At 72.2% G+C, this 19,138-nt stretch carries 18 protein-coding genes; 9 read left to right on the top strand and 9 right to left on the bottom strand.

Features of this window, described 5'->3' with window-relative positions; genetic code table 11:
- Nucleotides 1-5: 5 nt before the first annotated feature.
- The 4 genes from ACFCXS_RS38250 to ACFCXS_RS38235 are packed head-to-tail and all read right to left on the bottom strand — an operon-like array spanning nt 6 to nt 4,375.
- Nucleotides 6-785, bottom strand: a complete 780-nt coding sequence (locus ACFCXS_RS38250) for a CDP-alcohol phosphatidyltransferase family protein (protein ID WP_376647951.1) — start codon at nt 783-785, stop codon at nt 6-8.
- The gene (locus ACFCXS_RS38245) at nt 763-1,824 is read right to left on the bottom strand and encodes an iron-containing alcohol dehydrogenase family protein (protein WP_376647950.1); all 1,062 of its coding nucleotides are present in this window, start codon (nt 1,822-1,824) and stop codon (nt 763-765) included. The genes ACFCXS_RS38250 and ACFCXS_RS38245 overlap by 23 nt, the downstream gene beginning before the upstream one ends.
- Nucleotides 1,812-2,564, bottom strand: coding sequence for a sugar phosphate nucleotidyltransferase (locus ACFCXS_RS38240; RefSeq protein ID WP_030840917.1), 753 nt, complete (start codon nt 2,562-2,564; stop codon nt 1,812-1,814). Before ACFCXS_RS38240 ends, ACFCXS_RS38245 begins: the two co-directional genes overlap by 13 nt.
- Nucleotides 2,561-4,375, bottom strand: coding sequence for a DUF5941 domain-containing protein (locus ACFCXS_RS38235; RefSeq protein ID WP_376647949.1), 1,815 nt, complete (start codon nt 4,373-4,375; stop codon nt 2,561-2,563). The genes ACFCXS_RS38240 and ACFCXS_RS38235 overlap by 4 nt, the downstream gene beginning before the upstream one ends.
- Nucleotides 4,376-4,653: 278 nt before the next feature.
- On the opposite strand from ACFCXS_RS38235, the gene galE reads away from it, so the two are divergent.
- From galE to idi, 3 genes are all read left to right on the top strand, one after another.
- Nucleotides 4,654-5,625 (top strand): UDP-glucose 4-epimerase GalE, encoded by a 972-nt coding sequence (gene galE, locus ACFCXS_RS38230; RefSeq protein ID WP_376647948.1) that lies wholly within the window; start codon nt 4,654-4,656, stop codon nt 5,623-5,625.
- 148 nt (nt 5,626-5,773) lie between these two features.
- Nucleotides 5,774-6,712, top strand: a complete 939-nt coding sequence (locus tag ACFCXS_RS38225; protein ID WP_376647947.1) for a cation diffusion facilitator family transporter — start codon at nt 5,774-5,776, stop codon at nt 6,710-6,712.
- A 328-nt stretch (nt 6,713-7,040) separates the two neighbouring features.
- Nucleotides 7,041-7,634 carry an isopentenyl-diphosphate Delta-isomerase gene (gene idi, locus ACFCXS_RS38220; protein ID WP_376647946.1) on the top strand — a complete coding sequence of 198 codons (594 nt, stop codon included), beginning with the start codon at nt 7,041-7,043 and terminating at the stop codon, nt 7,632-7,634.
- Between the two features lie 18 nt (nt 7,635-7,652).
- Here the strand turns inward: idi and ACFCXS_RS38215 are convergent, their stop codons facing one another.
- Nucleotides 7,653-8,159 (bottom strand): ATP-binding protein, encoded by a 507-nt coding sequence (locus tag ACFCXS_RS38215; RefSeq protein ID WP_376647969.1) that lies wholly within the window; start codon nt 8,157-8,159, stop codon nt 7,653-7,655.
- 218 nt (nt 8,160-8,377) lie between these two features.
- Here ACFCXS_RS38215 and ACFCXS_RS38210 point away from each other — a divergent pair, with 218 nt between their 5' ends.
- A complete protein-coding gene (locus ACFCXS_RS38210; protein WP_376647945.1) occupies nt 8,378-9,133 on the top strand; it encodes an enoyl-CoA hydratase/isomerase family protein in 756 nt (251 codons plus the stop codon).
- Here the strand turns inward: ACFCXS_RS38210 and ACFCXS_RS38205 are convergent.
- Together ACFCXS_RS38205 and ACFCXS_RS38200 are read right to left on the bottom strand one after the other, a co-directional pair.
- On the bottom strand, nt 9,120-9,755 hold the full coding sequence (locus ACFCXS_RS38205; RefSeq protein WP_376647944.1) for a DJ-1/PfpI family protein: 636 nt from the start codon (nt 9,753-9,755) through the stop codon (nt 9,120-9,122). The two genes, ACFCXS_RS38210 and ACFCXS_RS38205, sit on opposite strands and share 14 nt — an antisense overlap.
- 71 nt (nt 9,756-9,826) lie before the next feature.
- Complete coding sequence (locus ACFCXS_RS38200; RefSeq protein ID WP_376647943.1) at nt 9,827-10,786, bottom strand: GlxA family transcriptional regulator; 960 nt, start codon at nt 10,784-10,786, stop codon at nt 9,827-9,829.
- Nucleotides 10,787-10,900: 114 nt separating this feature from the next.
- On the opposite strand from ACFCXS_RS38200, the gene ACFCXS_RS38195 reads away from it, so the two are divergent.
- From ACFCXS_RS38195 to ACFCXS_RS38180, 4 genes are all read left to right on the top strand, one after another.
- Nucleotides 10,901-11,776, top strand: coding sequence for a hypothetical protein (locus ACFCXS_RS38195; protein ID WP_376647942.1), 876 nt, complete (start codon nt 10,901-10,903; stop codon nt 11,774-11,776).
- Between the two features lie 67 nt (nt 11,777-11,843).
- Entirely contained in the window at nt 11,844-11,969 is a 126-nt protein-coding gene (locus ACFCXS_RS38190; protein ID WP_267889763.1) for an LPFR motif small protein, read from the top strand.
- 99 nt (nt 11,970-12,068) lie between these two features.
- Nucleotides 12,069-14,465 carry a Tex family protein gene (locus ACFCXS_RS38185; protein WP_376647941.1) on the top strand — a complete coding sequence of 799 codons (2,397 nt, stop codon included), beginning with the start codon at nt 12,069-12,071 and terminating at the stop codon, nt 14,463-14,465.
- A gap of 113 nt (nt 14,466-14,578) precedes the next feature.
- Nucleotides 14,579-15,127, top strand: a complete 549-nt coding sequence (locus tag ACFCXS_RS38180) for a putative glycolipid-binding domain-containing protein (protein ID WP_376647940.1) — start codon at nt 14,579-14,581, stop codon at nt 15,125-15,127.
- Here the strand turns inward: ACFCXS_RS38180 and ACFCXS_RS38175 are convergent.
- Both ACFCXS_RS38175 and ACFCXS_RS38170 read right to left on the bottom strand, forming a co-directional pair.
- Complete coding sequence (locus ACFCXS_RS38175; RefSeq protein ID WP_376647939.1) at nt 15,124-16,773, bottom strand: ABC-F family ATP-binding cassette domain-containing protein; 1,650 nt, start codon at nt 16,771-16,773, stop codon at nt 15,124-15,126. The genes ACFCXS_RS38180 and ACFCXS_RS38175 overlap by 4 nt on opposite strands.
- 29 nt (nt 16,774-16,802) lie before the next feature.
- Nucleotides 16,803-17,825: an oxidoreductase gene (locus ACFCXS_RS38170; RefSeq protein WP_376647938.1), complete on the bottom strand. Its 1,023-nt coding sequence runs from the start codon at nt 17,823-17,825 to the stop codon at nt 16,803-16,805.
- 67 nt (nt 17,826-17,892) lie between these two features.
- On the opposite strand from ACFCXS_RS38170, the gene ACFCXS_RS38165 reads away from it, so the two are divergent.
- On the top strand, nt 17,893-18,843 hold the full coding sequence (locus ACFCXS_RS38165; protein WP_376647937.1) for an NAD(P)/FAD-dependent oxidoreductase: 951 nt from the start codon (nt 17,893-17,895) through the stop codon (nt 18,841-18,843).
- The last annotated feature ends 295 nt before the right edge of the window (nt 18,844-19,138 follow it).

Here is a 19,138-nt window from a genome sequence, read left to right as displayed (position 1 = left end):
GCCGCTCACTTCAGCCTGCTGGAGGCGAGGATGGAGACGAGGTGCAGCAGGGTCTGCACCAGCGCGATGCCGGCCATGACGGCCACGCCGAGCCGCGAGAAGAAGAGGTCGCCGCGGGCCTGGTCGGCGATGGCCAGCACCAGGATCACCAGGGACGCCTCGATGCCGAGGATCAGCCGGTGGAAGTTCAGGGCGGCGGCGGCCTTGCGGGCCAGCGCCATGCCGGAGGAGCGCATCTCCGCGGCGGCCTCCTTGACCGGCGGCTTGCCGGCCTGGTGCCGGGCGACGCCGACGAGGTCGGTCTCGGCCTTGATCAGGATGGCGCCGAGGGCGGCCAGGGTGCCGAGGAAGGCCCAGAGCCAGTCGATGCGGCCGGTGCCCCACAGGTCGGCGGCGCGCAGGCCGAAGCCGGTGAGCACGGCGGCGTCGGTCAGGTAGGCGCCGACGCGGTCCAGGTAGACCCCGTTGAGCGAGTACTGCTTCTTCCAGCGCGCGATCTCGCCGTCGACGCAGTCCAGCAGCAGGTACATCTGGACGCACACCACACCGAGCACGGCGCCCGCGATCCCCGGCACGAGCAGTGCCGGGGCCGCGAGCACACCGAAGACGGTCATCAGGTACGTGAGCTGGTTGGGTGTGACCCTGGTGTTCACCAGGTAACGGTCGACCCGCAGGGACACCTCACGCATGTAGAGGCGTCCCATCCAGTGCTCACCGCTGCGCCGGTCCTTCACCCCCGCGGGGTGAACGACGGGGCGGAGTTCAGCTACCGATGGCCTTGACATAGTCGGCGTAGATGTCCTTGATCTGTTCGGTGTTCAGGTCGAGGTGTTCGAGGATGGTGTAGCGGCCGGGCCGGGTCTCCGGGGCGAACTCGACGGCCTTGACGAACTCGTCCGTCGTGAAGCCGATCTCGTCCGGCAGCACGGGCAGGCCGTGGCGGCGCAGGACCTCGGCCATGTACGCCGAATCCTCGTGCGCTCCGCGCAGCCACATCGCGAAGGCCGCGCCGAGACCGCACTGCTCGCCGTGGGCGGCGGCCCGCTTGGGGTAGAGCAGGTCGAAGGCGTGGTTGATCTCGTGGCACGACCCCGAGGCCGGCCGGGAGTCGCCCGAGATCGACATCGCGACGCCGGTGAGGACGAGCGCCTCGGCGAGTACCTGGAGGAAGCCGTTGTCGCCGACCCCCGCCGGGTGCCGGAGCACCGCCTCGCCTGCCTGGCGGGCCATGGCGGCGGCGAGTCCGTCGATCTTCTCGCCCTTGACGCGGTTGGCCAGTTCCCAGTCGGCGATCGAGTTGATGTTGGAGATCGCGTCACCGATGCCCGCGCGCACGAAACGCACCGGGGCCTCGCGGATGACGTCCAGGTCGATGACGACCGCGATCGGGTTCGGCACCCCGTAGGAGCCGCGGCCCGCGTCGTTGTCGAGGGTGGCGACCGGCGAGCAGAGGCCGTCGTGCGCGAGGTTCGTGGGCACGGCGACCAGGGGCAGGCCGACCCGTGCCGCGGCGAACTTGGCGCAGTCGATGATCTTGCCGCCGCCGAGGCCGACGACCGCGTCGAAGTGGCCGGCCTTTATGTCGCTCGCCAGCCGGACCGCGTCGTCGAGGGTGCCGCCGCCGACCTCGTACCAGGTGGCGCCGGGCATGCTCGGCGAGATGCGCTCACGCAGCCTGGCGCCCGAGCCGCCGCTGACGGCGACGGCGAGACGGCCGGAGTGCGAGATGCGCTCGTCGGCGAGGACACAGGCCAGGTCGTCGAGGGCACCCGGGCGGATGTCGACGACGAGCGGCGAGGGGATGAGCCGGGTCAGTACTGGCACGCGATCTCCCGTCCGCGGGCGAGGTCGTCGTGGTTGTCGATCTCCACCCACTTGACGTCGCCGATCGGCGCCACGTCGATGCGGAAGCCGCGGTTGACCAGCTCCTGGTAGCCGTGCTCGTAGAACTGCTGCGGGTCGGTCTCCCACACGGCCTTGAGGGCGTCGGCGAGCTCGGGGGCGGCGTCGCCCTCGATCAGCGTGACGCCGATGTACTCGCCGGTGGCCTCGGCCGGGTCCATCAGCTTGGTGATCTTCGTCATGCCCTTCTCGGGGTCGACGACGACCTTCATCTCCTCGTCCGCGAGGTCCTTGACCGTGTCGAGGGCGAGGATGATCTTCTTGCCGTCGCCGCGGGCGGCGAGCAGCGTCTTCTCGACGGAGACCGGGTGGACGGTGTCGCCGTTGGCGAGGATCACCCCGTCCTTGAGGGCGTCACGCCCGCACCACAGGGAGTAGGCGTTGTTCCACTCCTCGGCCTTGTCGTTGTCGATCAGGGTGAGCTTGAGGCCGTACTTCTGCTCAAGGGCTTCCTTGCGCGCGTACACGGCCTCCTTGCGGTAGCCGACGATGATCGCGACCTCGGTGAGACCGATCTCGGCGAAGTTGCCGAGGGTCAGGTCGAGGACCGTGGGCTCGCCTTCTATGCCCGCGGGGCCCACCGGCACCAGCGCCTTGGGGAGGCTGTCGGTGTAGGGGCGCAGACGCCGTCCGGCGCCGGCCGCAAGCACGAGGCCGATCATGCGGTTTCTCCTTCATCGTGTACGGCGGGTGCGCCGCCCTGGTGGGCGCCGACCCAGAAGCGGATGCTCTCGACGAGCACCACGAGGGCCACGGCCACGGCCAGTGCCGTGAGCACGACCTTGAACTGCGAGGCGGTGAGCAGTGCGGCGAGGACGGTGACGAGCAGCGTCCGCCCTTCGTGCCCTCCGATGGAGCGCACCAGCCAGGCCGGGGGCGCCCCGGCGTCGCCGCGGATGCGGTAGACCGTGTCGTAGTGATGGTAGGCGACCGCGGCCACCAGCCCGAAGGCCGCGGGGAGGGCCCCCTGCACGTCCGCCTCGGCCGCCAGGACCAGGACGGTGCCGTACTCGGCGGCGCGCAGGAACGGGGGGACCAGCCAGTCGAGGGCGCCCTTGAGGGGGCGGGCGACGGCGAGGCCCGAGGTCAGGACGTAGCCGAGGGCCGCGACGACCGGCCAGGGGCCGCCGAAGTCCGTCAGCGCCGCGGTGAGGACGACCGCCAGACCACCGAGCAGGGCGATGGCGGGGGCGGTGAAGCCCGGCAGCCCGCGGGCGGGCTTCTTGAGCGCCTGCGCGAAACCCTGGGCGAGCGGGCCGCTGTCGGCGAGGTCGGCCAGCGCCTGCGCCGCCCGGTCCGTCCGCTTGGCCTTGCGGGTCAGCGACCGCAGCACGCGGCCCGCCGTGGTGTACGTGGCCGCGAACGCGCAGCCGATGAGCAGCGCGTAGAAGGTGATGCGGGGCGTGGTGAGCGCCGTCAGCACCGCGATCATCGCCCAGCGCTCGCCGATGGGCAGGACGATCATCCGGCGGACCCAGACCGTCCAGCCGACGCTGTCGAGCTTGTCGGAGAGGGCGGCGGTGGGGCTGGTGTTGGCGGTGGCGTCGTGATTGGCCTCGTTGAAGGAGAAGTCCACGACGTGCCGGCAGGTCTGCAGGACCATGGCGCCGAGGGCCAGGGCCCACACGTCGTCGCCGCCGCGGGCGGCTCCGAGGGCGAGGCCGGCGTAGTAGGCGTACTCCTTGGCCCGGTCGAAGGTGGCGTCCAGCCACGCGCCGAGCGTGGAGTACTGCAGGGAGTAGCGGGCGAGCTGGCCGTCGGTGCAGTCCAGCACGAAGGACGCGATGAGCAGGACGCCGGCCGCGACGAAGCCGCCGCGGGTGCCGGTGGCCGCGCAGGCCGCCGCTATGAGGGCGGTGATCAGCGAGGCGGTGGTGACCTGGTTGGGGGTCAGGCCGCGGCGGGCGCACCAGCGGGCGACGTAGCGGGAGTAGGGGCTGATGCAGTAGGTGGTGAAGAAGCCGTCGCGGGCCTTCACGGCCGACTTCAGGCGTACGGCCTCGTCGTCGACGTCGCTCACCGCCTGCCGCGCCTCGTTGCGGGCCTGCGGGTCGACGGGGACGGCGGCGACGAGACTGCCCAGCTCCGGGCGGTGCACGGCGGTGCCGTCGGCGTCGAGGGCGGTGAGGATGCGGTCGGCGAGGCTGTCGACGAGGGTGGTGCCGCCGCCGGCGGAGTTCTCGCGGGCCATCGCCCGGGTCAGCGCCTTTCGGCCGGCGGGCTGGGCGGTGACGGCGCCGGGGATCGCGGCGAGCGGGAAGCGGGGGTCGGTGAGGCCGAGGCGCAGCGCGTGCACGTGGCCCACGAAGCGGGCGTCGACCAGGGCGACCCTCTGGTCGCCGGGTACCTCGGCGAGGAGGGTCTCGGCCTCGGCGGCGTCGGTCGCGGTCCGGAGGTCGAACCCGAGGGACCGCAGGTCGGCCTCGATCGACGATCCGGGGACCGGCTGGCCGGTGAGGATGGCGGTCGACAACCGAATTCACTCCCTGGGTACCGGCGCGTCCGCGCCGGTGACGTACATGATGGGGGCGCCTTCTCCGGTGGCTCCCGGGCGGCGTGTCGGCAGAGGCTATCGGATGCCGGGAGGGCCACGTTCACCGCCTGTTCGGCGGATGGATCGACGCGGTTCGCACGAGCCTTTGCCGCGATCATCATCGTGGATCCGGGGCCCGCCCCACAAACCGTGCCCCCTCAATCGGACATCGAGGACATTGCGCAGCTCGTGCACCCGTCCGCATAGGGTGGGCGACCATGACATGGCTGATCACCGGCGGTGCCGGCTATATCGGAGCACATGTGGCGAGGGCCATGACCGAGGCCGGGGAGAGCGTCGTCGCCCTGGACGACCTGTCGGCCGGGGTGCCCGCGCGGCTCCCCGCCGCGGTCCCGCTCGTGCGGGGCTCCTCGCTGGACGGGGAGCTGCTGAAGCGGGTCTTCGCCGAGCACGGCGTGACGGGCGTGGTGCATCTCGCGGCGCGCAAGCAGGTCGCCGAGTCCGTCGCGCAGCCGACGCGCTACTACCGGGAGAACGTCGGAGGTCTGGTGACCCTGCTGGACGCCGTCGCCGAGGCCGGGATCGAGCGCTTCGTGTTCTCCTCGTCCGCCGCCGTGTACGGCGACCCGGGTGTGGACCTCATCACGGAGGACACCCCCTGCGCGCCGGTGAACCCGTACGGCGAGACCAAGCTGGCCGGGGAGTGGCTGGTGCGGGCGGCGGGAAAGACGCACGGGATCTCCACCGTATGTCTGCGCTATTTCAACGTGGCGGGCGCCGCCGCGCCGGAGCTGGCGGACACGGGCGTCTTCAACATCGTCCCGATGGTCTTCGACCGGCTGACGCGCGACGAGGCGCCCCGGATCTTCGGCGACGACTACCCGACCGCGGACGGCACCTGCGTGCGTGACTACATTCACGTCGCCGACCTCGCCGAGGCCCATCTGGCGGCGGCCCGGCGACTGGCCGGGGGCGGCGGCCAGGGTGACCTGACGGTCAACATCGGCCGCGGTGAGGGTGTCTCGGTCCGCGAACTCGTCACGGTCATCGGCGAGGTCACCGGCGACCGCCGGCCTCCGCTCGTCGAGGAGCGCCGTCCCGGAGACGCCCCCCGCGCGGTGGCATCGGCCGCCCGGGCGGCCACGGAGCTCGGCTGGACGGCCCGGCGCGGGGTGCGCGAGATGGCCGAGTCGGCCTGGCGGGGCTGGCAGCTGCACCACGGCTCATGACCCCCCGTGACGCCCTGACCTGCACTTCGTTTCCGCAGGTCAGGGCACATGACAACGGTGTTCAGTGCCGCGTTGCACATACCCCCTCCCCGTAGTTCACTGGGGTCGCCGAACACCGATCAGGCGGACACAGGGAGGCTGACTTCTCATGGGGGCTGGGCACGATCACGGGCACGCGCACGGCGCGGGGGCCGGCGGTACGGCGACCTCGGCATACCGCGGCAGACTGCGCGTCGCGCTGGCGATCACGCTCGGCATCGTGGTCGTGCAGATCGTCGGCGGCGCCCTGGCCGACTCCCTGGCGCTCGTCGCGGACTCCGCGCACATGGCGACGGACGCCCTCGGTCTCGGCATGGCACTGCTCGCGATCCACTTCGCGAACCGGCCGCCCAGCGAGCGGGCGACCTTCGGCTACGCCCGGGCGGAGATCCTCGCCGCCCTGGCCAACTGTCTGCTGCTGCTCGGTGCCGGCGGCTACGTCGTGTACGAGTCGGTCCAGCGTTTCATCACGCCGGCGGAGACCGAGGGCCGGCTGGCTCTGCTGTTCGGTGTGATCGGCCTGGTGGCGAACCTCGTCTCGCTGTCGCTGCTGATGCGCGGGCAGAAGGAGAGCCTGAACGTGCGCGGCGCGTTCCTGGAGGTGGCGGCCGACGCCCTGGGATCGGTCACGGTGATCGTCTCGTCCGTGGTGATCATGCTCACGGGCTGGCAGCCCGCCGACCCGATCGCCTCGCTCGTCATCGCGCTGATGATCGCCCCCCGGACCTGGAAGCTGCTGAGCGAGACGCTCTCCGTGCTGCTGGAGGCCGCTCCCAAGGGTGTCGACATGGCGGAGGTGCGGTCGCACATCCTCGCGACGGACGGTGTCGAGGACGTGCACGATCTGCACGCATGGACGATCACCTCCGGCATGCCGGTGCTGTCGGCGCACGTCGTCGTCAGCTCGGAGGCCCTGAACGCGATCGGCCACGAGAAGATGCTCCACGAGCTCCAGGGCTGCCTAGGCGACCACTTCGACGTGGAGCACTGCACCTTCCAGCTGGAACCGGTCGGGCACGCGGAGCACGAGGCGCGGCTCTGCCACTGACGCGGTGGGTCCCCAGGCTCTGGTGGGGCCTGGGCATCCGGGTCAGGTGGGGCAGGCAGGAGCAGGTGGGGCGCACTTCGCTGCTCGTGCGCCGGAGAGCGCAACCTACCGCCGCAGGCCCGCACCCTGAGCCCCACAGCCCCGGCATGGACGAATTTCCGCCTGCCCGGCCGGGCACGATCATCTACCGGGTCCCTTTCCCGGCGTCCGACCGGTGCCGGCCGCGGTCCGCGCCACCGCGCGGGACATGCGGGCGTGCCGCGAAGTGCCGGGAGTGCCGGATTCGTACGGCAGACTTGGGGCGCGAAGACCGATGTGAAGGATGGGTATGCCGATCACACCTGCCACCGCGACGCACAACCCGTCGAACGGCACCGCAGACGCGATTTTGCTGGAACTGGTCGACGAGAACGGCGTGACGATCGGCACCGCGGAGAAGCTCGCCGCCCACCAGCCGCCCGGACAGCTGCACCGCGCGTTCTCGGTGTTCCTCTTCGACGAGTACGGCCGGCTGCTCCTCCAGCAGCGCGCGCTCGGCAAGTACCACTCCCCCGGTGTGTGGTCGAACACGTGCTGCGGGCACCCCTACCCCGGCGAGGCGCCCTTCGCGGCGGCGTCGCGGCGCACGTTCGAGGAGCTCGGCGCGTCCCCGTCCCTGCTGGCCGAGGCGGGCACGGTCCGCTACAACCACCCGGACCCGGAGTCCGGCCTGGTGGAGCAGGAGTACAACCACCTCTTCGTCGGCATGGTGCAGGCCGTGGTGCGGCCGGACCCGGAGGAGGTGGCGTCGACGGTGTTCGTGACCCCGCCGGAGCTGGCGGAGCGGCACACCAAGGACACCTTCTCGTCCTGGTTCATGACCGTCCTGGACGCGGCCCGGCCGGCCATCAGGGAGCTGACGGGCCCGTCCGCCGGCTGGTGATCCCGGCGCCGGGGGGCGTCAGGCGAAGCGCGCGGCTTTGAGCGGCAGGGCGGCCCAGACCACCTTGCCGCCGCTCGCGGTGTGCTCGACCTCGCACACGCCGCCCGCCTCGCGGGTGACCTCGCGCACCAGGAGCAGTCCGCGCCCGCCGGTGCGGCCGTGGTCCGTCTCCAAAGCGGTGGGCCGGTACGGATGGTTGTCCTCCACGGACACCCGGAGCCACTCGGCACCGACGGCCAGCTCGACGGCGATCGTCGGGGACAGCACGGCCGCGTGCTTCACGGCGTTCGTCACCAGCTCCGAGACGATCAGCAGCAGCCCCTGCGCCAGGTCGTCCGAGACCGGCACTCCCTGCCGCAGCAGCAGGTCCCGCACGGCGTGCCGTGCCTGGGGGACCGAGGCGTCAACCGCCGGTGCGGTGAACCTCCAGACCCCTTCGTACGGCAGCGGATCCACGGGCCCCGGGCCGAAGGGCGCCGCGCCGCCCTCTGGACGCGGACCGAACCCGCGCCCGTCGTCGTCCATAGTCCGGTCGCCACCCTCGCGCTCGATTGTCGCCACACACCGAGTGTTGGTAACGATGCGCCTCGCACCCCGGGACTGAACAGAAGTCAGCAAGTATCGAGCGCTTCTGACCGTTGGCGTATGACACGGTCAGTTGTGGGACTGGTCCTGCCCCTGTTGTGCCGTCTCGGCGAACTATTCGGGTTGTACGGGTTTGGCATCCGGATAGCATCCGGCGCATGGAGCCGCAGCTGGAGCACCGCGTGACCGAGCCGGTCGCGACGGTCGTCATACGTCATCCCGAGAAGCGCAACGCCATGACGGCCACGATGTGGCGCTCCCTGCCTCCGCTGCTGGAGGAGCTCGCGGAGAATCCGGCCGTACGGGCGCTGGTGCTGACCGGCGAAGGCGGCACGTTCTGCGCCGGGGCCGACATCTCGACGCTGCGCGGCTCGTCCGAGGAGGCGCAGGGGCTGGCCGTGCGCGCCGAGGAGGCGCTGGCCGCGTTCCCGAAGCCGACGCTGGCCGCGATCAGGGGGCACTGCGTGGGCGGCGGGTCGCAGCTGGCGGCGGCCTGCGATCTGCGGTTCGCCGAGGAGGGGGCGCTGTTCGGTGTGACACCCGCGAAGCTCGGCATCGTGTATTCGGCGTCCTCGACCCGGCGGCTGGTGTCGCTGGTGGGCCCGGCGACCGCCAAGTACCTTCTGTTCTCCGGGGAGTTGATCGACGCGCAGCGGGCGCTGCGCACCGGGCTGGTGGACGAGGTGCTGCCCGAGGCTGAACTCGGCAAGCGGGTCGCCGAGTTCACCCGGGTCCTGGCATCCCGTTCGCAGCTGACGCAGGCGGCGGCCAAGGAGTTCGCGAACGGACGTACGGACCGGGACGCGCACTGGGCCGGGCAGGCGCGGGCGAGCGGCGACACCGCGGAGGGTGTCGCCGCGTTCCTGGAGCGCCGGCAGCCGCGGTTCGGCTGGAGCGTGCCTACGTCAGGATGACGCCGGAGTGCGTGCGGAGCAGTTCGACGAGGTGTGCGGGGGCCTTCTCGGGTGATCCGGCGTCGTAGGGCGGCTGCGGGTCGTACTCGGTGGCCAGCTGGACGAGTTGCGCGTGGTCGTCGCCCGCGATCCGGCCGAGCAGGGTGAGGCCCATGTCGATGCCGGAGGAGACGCCGGCCGCGGTGACGTACTTGCCGTCGGTGACGACCCGCTCCCCCGTCGGCTCGACGCCGTGGCGTTTCAGCTCCTCCAGGGCCAGCCAGTGGGACGTGGCGCGGCGGCCGCGGAGCAGTCCGGCGGCGGCGAGCAGCAGGGAGCCGGTGCACACGGACGTGGTCCAGGTGCTGGTGGCGTCGGCGGTGCGCAGCCAGCTGAGCAGGGGCCCGTCCGTCGCCAGCGGGAGCGGGCCCGGGCCGCCGGGGACCACGACGATGTCGGGGTGCGGTACGTCGGCCAGGGTCCGGTCGGCGATGAGCGCGAGGTTCCCCGAGTCGTTGCGCACGGGGCCGGCCTCCTCGGCGACGAAGACGGTCTCCGCGTCCGGGAGCCGGCCGATGGTCTCGTAGGGGCCGATGGCGTCGAGGGCGGTGAAGCGGTCGTAGAGAACGATGGCGATCTGCATGGGGACCTTTCGTCGGCCGGCGTCGTTGACTGTCGGTGGCTGTCGGTTGCTGTGGATGGCTGTCGACGGGTTCAGGGCGTGGTCGCGGGGCGGAATCGGCGGCGGTACTCGGCCGGGGGCGTTCCGAGAGTCCGGACGAAGGCCCGGCGCATGGCCTCGGGCGTGCCGTAGCCGCTGGTGCGGGCGATCTCCTCGACACCGTCGGCGGTGTCCTCCAGGAGGCGCCGGGCGTGTTCGAGGCGGACGCGGTCCACGTAGCGGCCCGGTGTCATGCCGGTCTCCGCGCGGAAGGCGCGGGCGAAGTGGCGGGGCGAGAGACGGGCGCGGGCCGCGAGGGTGTCGACGCACAGGTCCGCGTCGGGGTGGTCGGTGATCCACCGCTGGACGTCCCGCAGGGGCTCCCGGTGAGCGGTCTGGGCCGCGAGCTGGGCGCTGAACTGGGCCTGGTTGCCCGGGCGGCGAAGGAACACCACGAGGTGCCGGGCGATCGCCAGGGCGGCGTCCCGGCCCAGGTCCTCCTCCACCAGGGCGAGGGCCAGGTCGATGCCGGCGGTGACACCGGCCGAGGTGGAGATGTGCCCGTCGCGTACGTAGACGGGGTCGGGGTCGATCTCGACGGCCGGGTGCTCGCGGGCGAGCCGGTCGCAGTACGCCCAGTGGGTCGTGGCGCGGCGGCCGTCCAGCAGGCCCGCCCCGGCGAGCACGGCCGCGCCGGTGCACACGGAGACCAGACGGGAGGCGCGCGGCCCGCGTTCGCGCACCCAGTCCACCAGGCGCGGGTCGGGCCGCAGGCTGCCCGGTCCGCCGGGGACGAGGAGGATGTCCGGGTCTCTCGCCCCGGCCAGCGATTCGTCGGGGACGAGGGTCAGGCCGCTGGTGGTCCGCACGGGCGCGCCGTCCAGGGAGGCGGTGCGGATCCGGTACGCGCCTGGGGAGATCACGTCCGCGCCCGCGAAGACCTCCAGGGGGCCGGTGACGTCGAGACTCTGCAGGCCGTCGAAGAGGACGGCGAGAACCGTGCGAGGGGCCATGCCGTCGATTCTTCGCGAGGCCCGGACATGGCCGCAATGACGAGTAGCCCACCTTTCCTGCCATGCGGCGCCTGCCCGTAGAGCACATACCAAGCGGTTGGTAATCTGCCGGGCATGACGACTGCCGCTCTGGAGCCGCGCGCCGGCCGACGCTGCCACAACGTGCTCAACTCCCTGCACTCGACGCACTACTTCTCCCCCGATCTCGGGCGGGAGCTGGGCGCCCTCGGGGTCACCGATCCGCGTGCCGTGAACTTCGCCGTGCGGGCCGCCGCCTTCGGCCCGGTCGGCGCCGGCCCGGTGGCGGCGGCCTTCTACAACTACAAGTACGAGCTGGTGGCGCGGCACGTGCCGGCGGTGTGGGAGACCGCCGCGCCCTCGCGGGTCCTCGCGGCACGCGCGCGTGCGGTGGACGCGACCCTGCGCCGTCTGCTCGGCGAGGAGGCCCTGACGTCGGCGGAGATGGCCGAGGCCGCGCGGCTCGCGCTGCGCGCGGCCGAGGCCTGCTCACGCGCGGCACGGCCGCTGTACGCCGCCCACGCCGACCTGCCCGCCCCCGAGGACTCGCACCTCGCGTACTGGCACGCGGCGACCCTGCTGCGTGAGCACCGGGGCGACGGGCACCTGGCGGCTCTGATGTCCGCGGGTCTCGACGGCCTGGAGGCGATGGTGACCCACACGGCGACGGGCAAGGGCATGAACCCGAAGTGGGTGTGTGCCACCCGGGGCTGGAGCCGGGAGGACTGGGGCGCGGCGACGGACCGGCTGCGGGAACGCGGGCTGCTGGACGCCTCCGGCGACCTCACCGGGCAGGGCGTCGCCCTGCGCCGGGAGATCGAGGAGGAGACGGACCGCCTGGACCGTGCCCCGTACGAGCACCTCGGTCCGGAGGGCGTGGCACGGCTGACCGAGCTGGGCGGGGTGTTCGCGCACGCGGCTCTGGTGGCCGGGGCGTACCCGGCGGATCTGATCGGCAAGGGTGACGCATAGTGACGCGTCTGTGAGGTACCCGCTCTCCACCGGCTGTCGCGGCCGGGAGTGGAGAAAGGGGAATTCCGTGTTCCGTGCTATTGCAGACGTGCTGCGCCAGATCGGCGGTGCCATCGCCACCGTCGTGACCCTGCCCTTCCGGGCCCTGGCCCGGCTGTTCGGCGGGGCCTCGTCCTCCACCCGCAGGGCCTGATCCGGACACGGACCTGCCGGGTGCCGCCCTGATCCCCATGTGCCGGTGCCACCTGCCACAATTGCCGCGCAACCTCAGCGGAGAAGGCGGTACGGGATCGTGACGACACCCGGGTCCAACGGGTCCATCAACGCAGTGTCCATCGAAGGCAGGATCGCCGAGGAGCTCGGCGTACGGGAGCGGCAGGTCAGGGCCGCCGTGGAACTGCTCGACGGCGGTTCCACGGTGCCCTTCATCGCCCGCTACCGCAAGGAAGCGACGGAGATGCTCGACGACGCGCAACTGCGCACCGTCGAGGAGCGACTGCGCTACCTGCGGGAGCTGGAGGAGCGGCGGACCGCGATCCTGGAGTCGGTGCGCGAGCAGGGCAAGCTCACCGAGGAGCTGGAGGCGAGCATCCGGGGCGCCGAGACCAAGGCGCGCCTGGAGGACATCTATCTCCCGTACAAGCCCAAGCGGCGCACCAAGGCGCAGATCGCCCGCGAGGCGGGGCTCGAGCCGCTGGCGGAGGGGCTGCTCGCCGACCCCGCCGTGGATCCCCTCGCGGCGGCCGCCGCGTTCGTCGACGCCGGCAAGGGCGTCGCCGATCCGCAGGCCGCGCTGGACGGCGCCCGGGCGATCCTCACCGAGCGGTTCTCGGAGGACGCCGACCTGATCGGCGAATTGCGCGAGCGCATGTGGGTGCGCGGGCGGCTGGCCGCCAAGGTGCGGGACGGCAAGGAGGAAGCGGGGGCCAAGTTCTCCGACTACTTCGACTTCGCCGAGCCGTTCACCGAGCTGCCCTCGCACCGCATCCTCGCGATGCTGCGCGGCGAGAAGGAGGAGGTCCTCGACCTTGTCCTGGAGCCCGAGGAGCAGACGGACGGCCCCTCCTCGTACGAGGGGATCGTCGCCCACAAGTTCGACATCGCCGACCGGGGCCGCCCCGGGGACAAGTGGCTGAAGGACACGGTCCGCTGGGCGTGGCGCACCCGCATCCTCGTCCACCTCGGAATCGACCTGCGGCTGCGGCTGCGTACGGCCGCCGAGGACGAGGCGGTGCGGGTCTTCGCGGCGAACCTGCGCGACCTGCTGCTGGCCGCCCCCGCGGGCACGCGCGCGACGCTCGGCCTGGACCCCGGTTTCCGTACGGGCGTGAAGGTCGCCGTGGTCGACGCGACCGGCAAGGTCGTCGCCACGGACGTCATCCACCCCCACGTGCCGGCCAACCGCTGGGACGAGGCCATCGCCAAGCTGGCCCGGCTCGCGAAGGAGCACGCGGTCGAGCTGGTCGCCATCGGCAACGGCACGGCGTCCCGCGAGACCGACAAGCTCGCCGGCGAACTGATCACCAAGCACCCCGAGCTGAACCTGACGAAGGTGATGGTGTCCGAGGCGGGCGCGTCCGTGTACTCGGCGTCCGCCTTCGCCTCGCAGGAACTGCCCGACATGGACGTGTCGCTGCGCGGCGCCGTGTCGATCGCCCGCCGGCTGCAGGACCCGCTGGCCGAACTGGTGAAGATCGACCCCAAGTCGATCGGCGTCGGCCAGTACCAGCACGACCTGTCCGAGGTGAAGCTGTCGCGTTCGCTGGACGCGGTGGTGGAGGACTGTGTGAACGGCGTGGGGGTGGACGTCAACACCGCGTCGGCCCCGCTGCTCGCCCGGGTCTCCGGCATCACCTCCGGACTCGCCGAGAACATCGTGGCGCACCGGGACCAGAACGGGCCGTTCAAGGCCCGCGGTGAGCTGAAGAAGGTGGCGCGGCTCGGCCCGAAGGCGTACGAGCAGTGCGCGGGCTTCCTGCGGATCCGCGGCGGCGACCCGCTGGACGCGTCGAGCGTGCACCCCGAGGCGTACCCGGTGGTCCGGCGCATGGTGAAGACCACCGGGCAGGAGGTCGCCTCGCTCGTCGGCAACACCGGGGTGCTGCGCTCGCTGAAGCCGCAGGACTTCGTGGACGAGACGTTCGGTCTGCCCACCGTCACCGACATCCTGAAGGAGCTGGAGAAGCCCGGTCGCGACCCGCGCCCGGCCTTCAGGACGGCCGCCTTCAAGGAGGGCGTGGAGAAGATCTCCGACCTGTCGTCCGGGATGGTCCTGGAGGGCGTCGTGACGAATGTCGCCGCGTTCGGCGCGTTCGTCGACGTCGGTGTCCACCAGGACGGCCTGGTGCACGTCTCCGCCATGTCGAAGACGTTCGTGAAGGACCCGCGGGACGTGGTGAAGCCCGGCGACATCGTCAAGGTGAAGGTGCTCGACGTCGACATCCCGCGCAAGCGGATCTCGCTGACGCTGCGACTGGAGGACGAGGCGGCTCAGCAGGGGCAGCAGGGCGGCGGCTCCGGTGAGCGGCGGCAGCGCGGCGGGCGTCCGCCGCAGCAGCGGCAGGGTGGGCGTGGTGGTGGCCGTGGCGGTGGTGGCGGTTCGCGTCAGGCGCCGCCGCCTGCCAACAGCGCGATGGCCGATGCGCTGCGCCGCGCGGGGCTGGCGGACCCCAAGGGTGGCAAGCGCTGACTGTTCCGTCGGGGAGGCCGTGGGGAGCTGCGGGCCGGTTGTGGCTGGTCGCGCAGTTCCCCGCGCCCCTGGGAAAGAGGCGCTTCGCGCCCTTTCCGTTCTAGGCTTGCCGAATGCGTGCCATCACCTGGGAAGTGTCCGGGAGCCAGGGGTTCGAGACCGCCTGGGTCCAGCTCGGAGAAGGCGTGCTGCGGGCGCGTGGGCGGGCTGTCGGTACCGTTCCGGAGCCGTATTGGATCTCGTACGAGCTGGAGACCGCCGAAGGATTCGTGACCAGGCGGTTGACTGTCACGGCGGAGGCCGAGGCCGGGACCCGCGCGCTCGATCTGCTCCACGACGGTGAGGGCGGCTGGACCGCGAACGGCGAGCCGCTCCCGGACGTCGACGGAGCGCTCGACTGCGATCTCGGGCTGTGCCCGCTCACCAACACCATGCCGGTGCTCCGGCACGGGCTCCATCGGACGCCCGGCGAGCGGGAGTTCCTGATGGCCTGGGTGTCGGTACCGGACCTGGCGGTGCGGCCGTCGCGGCAGACCTACACGCATCTCGGTCCCGGGCGGGCCCGGTACTCCTCCGGCGGCTTCCGCAGCGACCTGGAGTTCGACGACGGGGGGTTCGTCGTCGGCTACCCGCAGTTGGCCACGCGCCTGACGGCCCGTTAGCGCTCGGTCACCTTGCCGTCCGCCACCTCCAGGCGGCGGGTGACGCGCACGGCGTCCAGCATGCGGCGGTCGTGCGTGACCAGCAGGAGGGTGCCCTCGTAGGCGTCGAGAGCGGACTCCAGTTGCTCGATGGCCGGCAGGTCGAGGTGGTTGGTCGGCTCGTCGAGGACCAGCAGGTTGACGCCCCGGCCCTGGAGCAGCGCCAGCGCGGCCCGGGTGCGTTCGCCCGGGGAGAGGCTCGCCGCCGGGCGCAGGACGTGATCGGTCTTGAGGCCGAACTTGGCCAGGAGAGTGCGGATCTCGACCGGTTCGGTGTCCGGGACGGACGTGCGGAAGGCGTCGAGCACCGACTCCTCGCCGTGGAACAGCTTGCGGGCCTGGTCGACCTCGCCGAGCAGGACGCCCGAGCCGAGCGCGGCGTGCCCGGCCTGAAGCGGGACCCGGCCGAGGAGAGCGGCGAGCAGCGTGGACTTGCCGGCGCCGTTCGCACCCGTCACCGCCACCCGGTCCGCCCAGTCGATCTGCAGGGAGACGGGCCCCAGGACGAACCCGCCGGAGCCGCCGTGGCGCACCTCGGCGTCCCGCAGGGTCGCGACGACCGCCCCCGAGCGCGGGGCCGACGCGATCTCCATCCGCAGCTCCCACTCCTTGCGGGGCTCCTCGACGACGTCCAGGCGTTCGATCATGCGCTGCGTCTGGCGGGCCTTCGCGGCCTGCTTCTCGCTGGCCTCGCTGCGGAACTTGCGGCCGATCTTGTCGTTGTCGTTGCCCGCCTTGCGGCGCGCGTTCTTCACGCCCTTGTCCATCCAGGAGCGCTGCGTCTGGGCGCGGTCCTGGAGGGCCGCCTTCTTGTCGGCGTACTCCTCGAACTCGTCGCGTGCGTGCCGGCGGGCCACCTCCCGCTCCTCCAGGTAGGCCTCGTAGCCGCCGCCGAAGAGGTTGATCTGCCGCTGGGCGAGGTCGAGTTCGAGGACCTTGGTGACCGTGCGGGTGAGGAACTCGCGGTCGTGGCTGACGACCACCGTCCCGGCGCGCAGACCGCTCACGAAGCGTTCGAGACGCTCCAGGCCGTCCAGGTCGAGGTCGTTGGTCGGCTCGTCCAGGAGGAAGACGTCGTAGCGGGACAGGAGCAGGGAGGCGAGTCCGGCGCGGGCCGCCTGTCCCCCGGACAGGGACGTCATCGGCTGGTCCAGGCCGACCGCGAGGCCGAGGCCGTCGGCGACCTCCTCGGCGCGTTCGTCGAGGTCGGCGCCGCCGAGCCCGAGCCAGCGCTCCAGGGCGGTGGCGTAGGCGTCGTCGGAGCCGGGCGCTCCGTCGACCAGGGCCTGGGTCGCCTCGTCCATGGTCCACTGGGCCTCGGCGACGCCGGTGCGGCGGGCCAGGAACGCCCGTACGGTCTCGTCGGGCCGGCGGTCCGGTTCCTGCGGGAGGTGGCCGACGGTGGCGGTCGGCGGGGACAGGCGCAGTTCGCCCTGCTCGGGAGCGGTGAGTCCGGCGAGGATTCTGAGCAGGGTGGACTTGCCCGCGCCGTTGGCACCGACCAGGCCGATCACGTCGCCGGGCGCGACGACCAGGTCGAGTCCGGTGAACAGGGAGCGGTCGCCGTGGCCGGCGGCGAGGTTCTTGGCGACGAGGGTGGCAGTCATCAGGCCGCCGATCCTAGCCGCCGGGCCGCTCACTGCCGTACGGCCGCCACCAGGACGCTTCCGGAGGTGCGCGCCACGACGAACGACCGGCCCCTGGCCGCCTTCGCGTCGAGGGCGAGCCGGTGACGGCCCGCCGGGAGGACGCCGTCGAAGACCTCGTGGGCGCGGGTGCGGGAGAGCCGGTCGAGGCGGTACACGGTCAGGGTGACGCGGCAGGCCGAGGTGATGTCGACGTCCGCGCCGCCGTCGGTCACCCTCAGGCCGGTGAGGCGGCGCTGCTCGGCCGGGCTGCGGTCCAGCGCGTGTTCGATCTGGGCGACGAGGAGCGGCACGATCGGGGCGAGGCCGTCGACGTGGGCGACCGGGACCCCGGCGCGCTCGAAGGCGAGGCGGACGGCGGCGCGTTCCCGCTCCCCGGCCGCGTGACCGAAGGCGACAGCGCCGTAGCGGCTGAGTTCGTCGGCGGGTACGCCGTCCGCGTCCCGGGCGATGTCGGCGCCGACGCCGATGGTGCGCAGGGCGGCGGCCAGCCTGGCGAGGACGGCGACGCGCGCGCCGATCAGCAGGACGCGGCGCCGGGGATCGGGCGCGCAGCCGTTCAGCAGGGCGCTCAGCGCCGTCCGGTACTCGGCGCCGCGGAAGCGGAAGGGACCGATGCCGTGGTACCCGTTGAGCTCCAGGTCGGCGTGTTCGTCGGTCTGCCAGGCGAAGTCCCGCCAGACGAAGTCATCGCCGTCGCGGCGAATCACCGCGGTGACGGCGCCGCAGGCCAGGTCCTCGCACTCGGGGCAGCCGTAGACGACGTAGCGACCGCCGGGCAGCGGGGGCGGGCTTTCCAGGAGCAGGCTGCGGACCTGCGCGGTGAAGATCGCGGGTGGGACGTCGGAGGCGAGCGGGGAGACCGCGTCGAGGTCGGAGAGCTGGAACAGCAGGGGGCGTCCGTCGACGATGAAGTCCACGAAGTCCCGGTGGACCTGGTAACCACCGTCGTTGCGTACTCCCCCGGCCCGCATCGCGGGCGCCAGGCCGAAGGTCGCGTACTCGGCACACATACGGTGAGTATCCCCACACTGCGCGTGATGTGAGCACGGCATGACGGATTCCGCTACGGTCCGGGGCATGACACGTGAACCGGGTGGCGAGATCGTGGTGGTCGGCGGCGGGGTCATCGGGCTGACGACCGCTCTGGCTCTCGCGGAGCGGGGCCGACGGGTGCGGGTGTGGACGCGGGACGCCGTCGATGAGACCACCTCCGCCGTCGCGGGCGCCCTGTGGTGGCCGTACCGGATCGAGCCGGTCGCGACGGCACGCGTGTGGGCACTGCGGTCGCTGGAGGTGTACGAGGAGCTGGCGCGAGGGCCCGAACCGGCAGGCGTACGCATGGCCGAGGGGGTGCAGGGCGAGGTCCGCCTCGACGAGGCCGACGCGTGGCTGGCGGGCCGGGTGCCGGGGCTGCGGGCGGCCACGGCCGGCGAATACGCGGGGACGGGCCTGTGGGCGCGGCTGCCGCTCATCGACATGCCGGCCCATCTGCCGTGGCTGCGGGAGCGGTTCACGGCGGCGGGCGGTGTGGTCGAGACGCGTTCGGTGTCCTCCTTCGCGGAGGTGGACGCACCCGTCGTGGTCAACTGCACGGGTCTCGCCGCGCGGGAGCTCGTACCGGACCCCTCCGTGCGGCCCGTGCGCGGGCAGTTGGTCGTCGTGGAGAACCCGGGGATCGACACCTGGCTGGTCTCCACCGACGCGGCCGGGGAACACGCGTATCTGTTCCCGCAGCCGGGCGGACTCGTCCTCGGCGGTACCTCCGAGGAGGACGCGTGGTCGCTGGAGCCCGACCCCGAGACGGCCGAGGCGATCATCCGCCGCTGTGCGGCCCTCCGGCCGGAGGTCGCCGGGGCCCGGGTGCTGGGGCACCGGGTGGGACTGCGGCCCACCCGGCCGGCGGTCCGGCTGGAGCGTGACACCCTGCCGGACGGGCGGCTGCTGGTGCACAACTACGGCCACGGCGGCGCGGGCGTCACCGTGGCCTGGGGATGTGCGGACGAGGCGGCCCGGCTGGTCTCGGGCTGAGGTGAGGCGCGGGGTGAGGGGCGCGGGGAACTGCGCGACCGGCCACGTACGGTCCGCGATCGACGAACCACCCTGGCCACCCGGACCGATGCCCACAACTCCACGCGGGCGCGGGCCTGGAGCGGGGCACAGACGCACAGGCGTGGCGAGGGTGCGTGCCGGGCGCCGTGGGTGCTGTGCGGGACTTTCAGAACACCCCCTAGCTTGATCTTTAACCTGTGCGGCGGGGGCGGGGAGTGGTCGACTTCTTGTTCCGGGACGTGGTAGCCCTCGTTTTGCGGGGTGTGTGGACGTC

It is taken from the genome of Streptomyces sp. NPDC056373, from assembly GCF_042262425.1.
Taxonomy (GTDB): Bacteria; Actinomycetota; Actinomycetes; order Streptomycetales; family Streptomycetaceae; genus Streptomyces.
The sequence above is the reverse complement of the archived record's forward strand: the minus strand, read 5'-3'. Positions and strand labels throughout refer to the sequence as shown.

What these genes read in the sequence shown, in the direction of transcription:
- ACFCXS_RS38250 (WP_376647951.1), bottom strand. Translation starts at nt 785, where the DNA reads ATGTCAAGGCCATCGGTAGCTGAACTCCGCCCCGTCGTTCACCCCGCG.
- ACFCXS_RS38240 (WP_030840917.1), bottom strand. Translation starts at nt 2,564, where the DNA reads ATGATCGGCCTCGTGCTTGCGGCCGGCGCCGGACGGCGTCTGCGCCCC.
- galE (WP_376647948.1), top strand. Translation starts at nt 4,654, where the DNA reads ATGACATGGCTGATCACCGGCGGTGCCGGCTATATCGGAGCACATGTG.
- ACFCXS_RS38225 (WP_376647947.1), top strand. Translation starts at nt 5,774, where the DNA reads ATGGGGGCTGGGCACGATCACGGGCACGCGCACGGCGCGGGGGCCGGC.
- idi (WP_376647946.1), top strand. Translation starts at nt 7,041, where the DNA reads ATGCCGATCACACCTGCCACCGCGACGCACAACCCGTCGAACGGCACC.
- ACFCXS_RS38215 (WP_376647969.1), bottom strand. Translation starts at nt 8,159, where the DNA reads ATGGACGACGACGGGCGCGGGTTCGGTCCGCGTCCAGAGGGCGGCGCG.
- ACFCXS_RS38210 (WP_376647945.1), top strand. Translation starts at nt 8,378, where the DNA reads ATGGAGCCGCAGCTGGAGCACCGCGTGACCGAGCCGGTCGCGACGGTC.
- ACFCXS_RS38205 (WP_376647944.1), bottom strand. Translation starts at nt 9,755, where the DNA reads ATGCAGATCGCCATCGTTCTCTACGACCGCTTCACCGCCCTCGACGCC.
- ACFCXS_RS38200 (WP_376647943.1), bottom strand. Translation starts at nt 10,786, where the DNA reads ATGGCCCCTCGCACGGTTCTCGCCGTCCTCTTCGACGGCCTGCAGAGT.
- ACFCXS_RS38195 (WP_376647942.1), top strand. Translation starts at nt 10,901, where the DNA reads ATGACGACTGCCGCTCTGGAGCCGCGCGCCGGCCGACGCTGCCACAAC.
- ACFCXS_RS38180 (WP_376647940.1), top strand. Translation starts at nt 14,579, where the DNA reads ATGCGTGCCATCACCTGGGAAGTGTCCGGGAGCCAGGGGTTCGAGACC.
- ACFCXS_RS38175 (WP_376647939.1), bottom strand. Translation starts at nt 16,773, where the DNA reads ATGACTGCCACCCTCGTCGCCAAGAACCTCGCCGCCGGCCACGGCGAC.
- ACFCXS_RS38170 (WP_376647938.1), bottom strand. Translation starts at nt 17,825, where the DNA reads ATGTGTGCCGAGTACGCGACCTTCGGCCTGGCGCCCGCGATGCGGGCC.
- ACFCXS_RS38165 (WP_376647937.1), top strand. Translation starts at nt 17,893, where the DNA reads ATGACACGTGAACCGGGTGGCGAGATCGTGGTGGTCGGCGGCGGGGTC.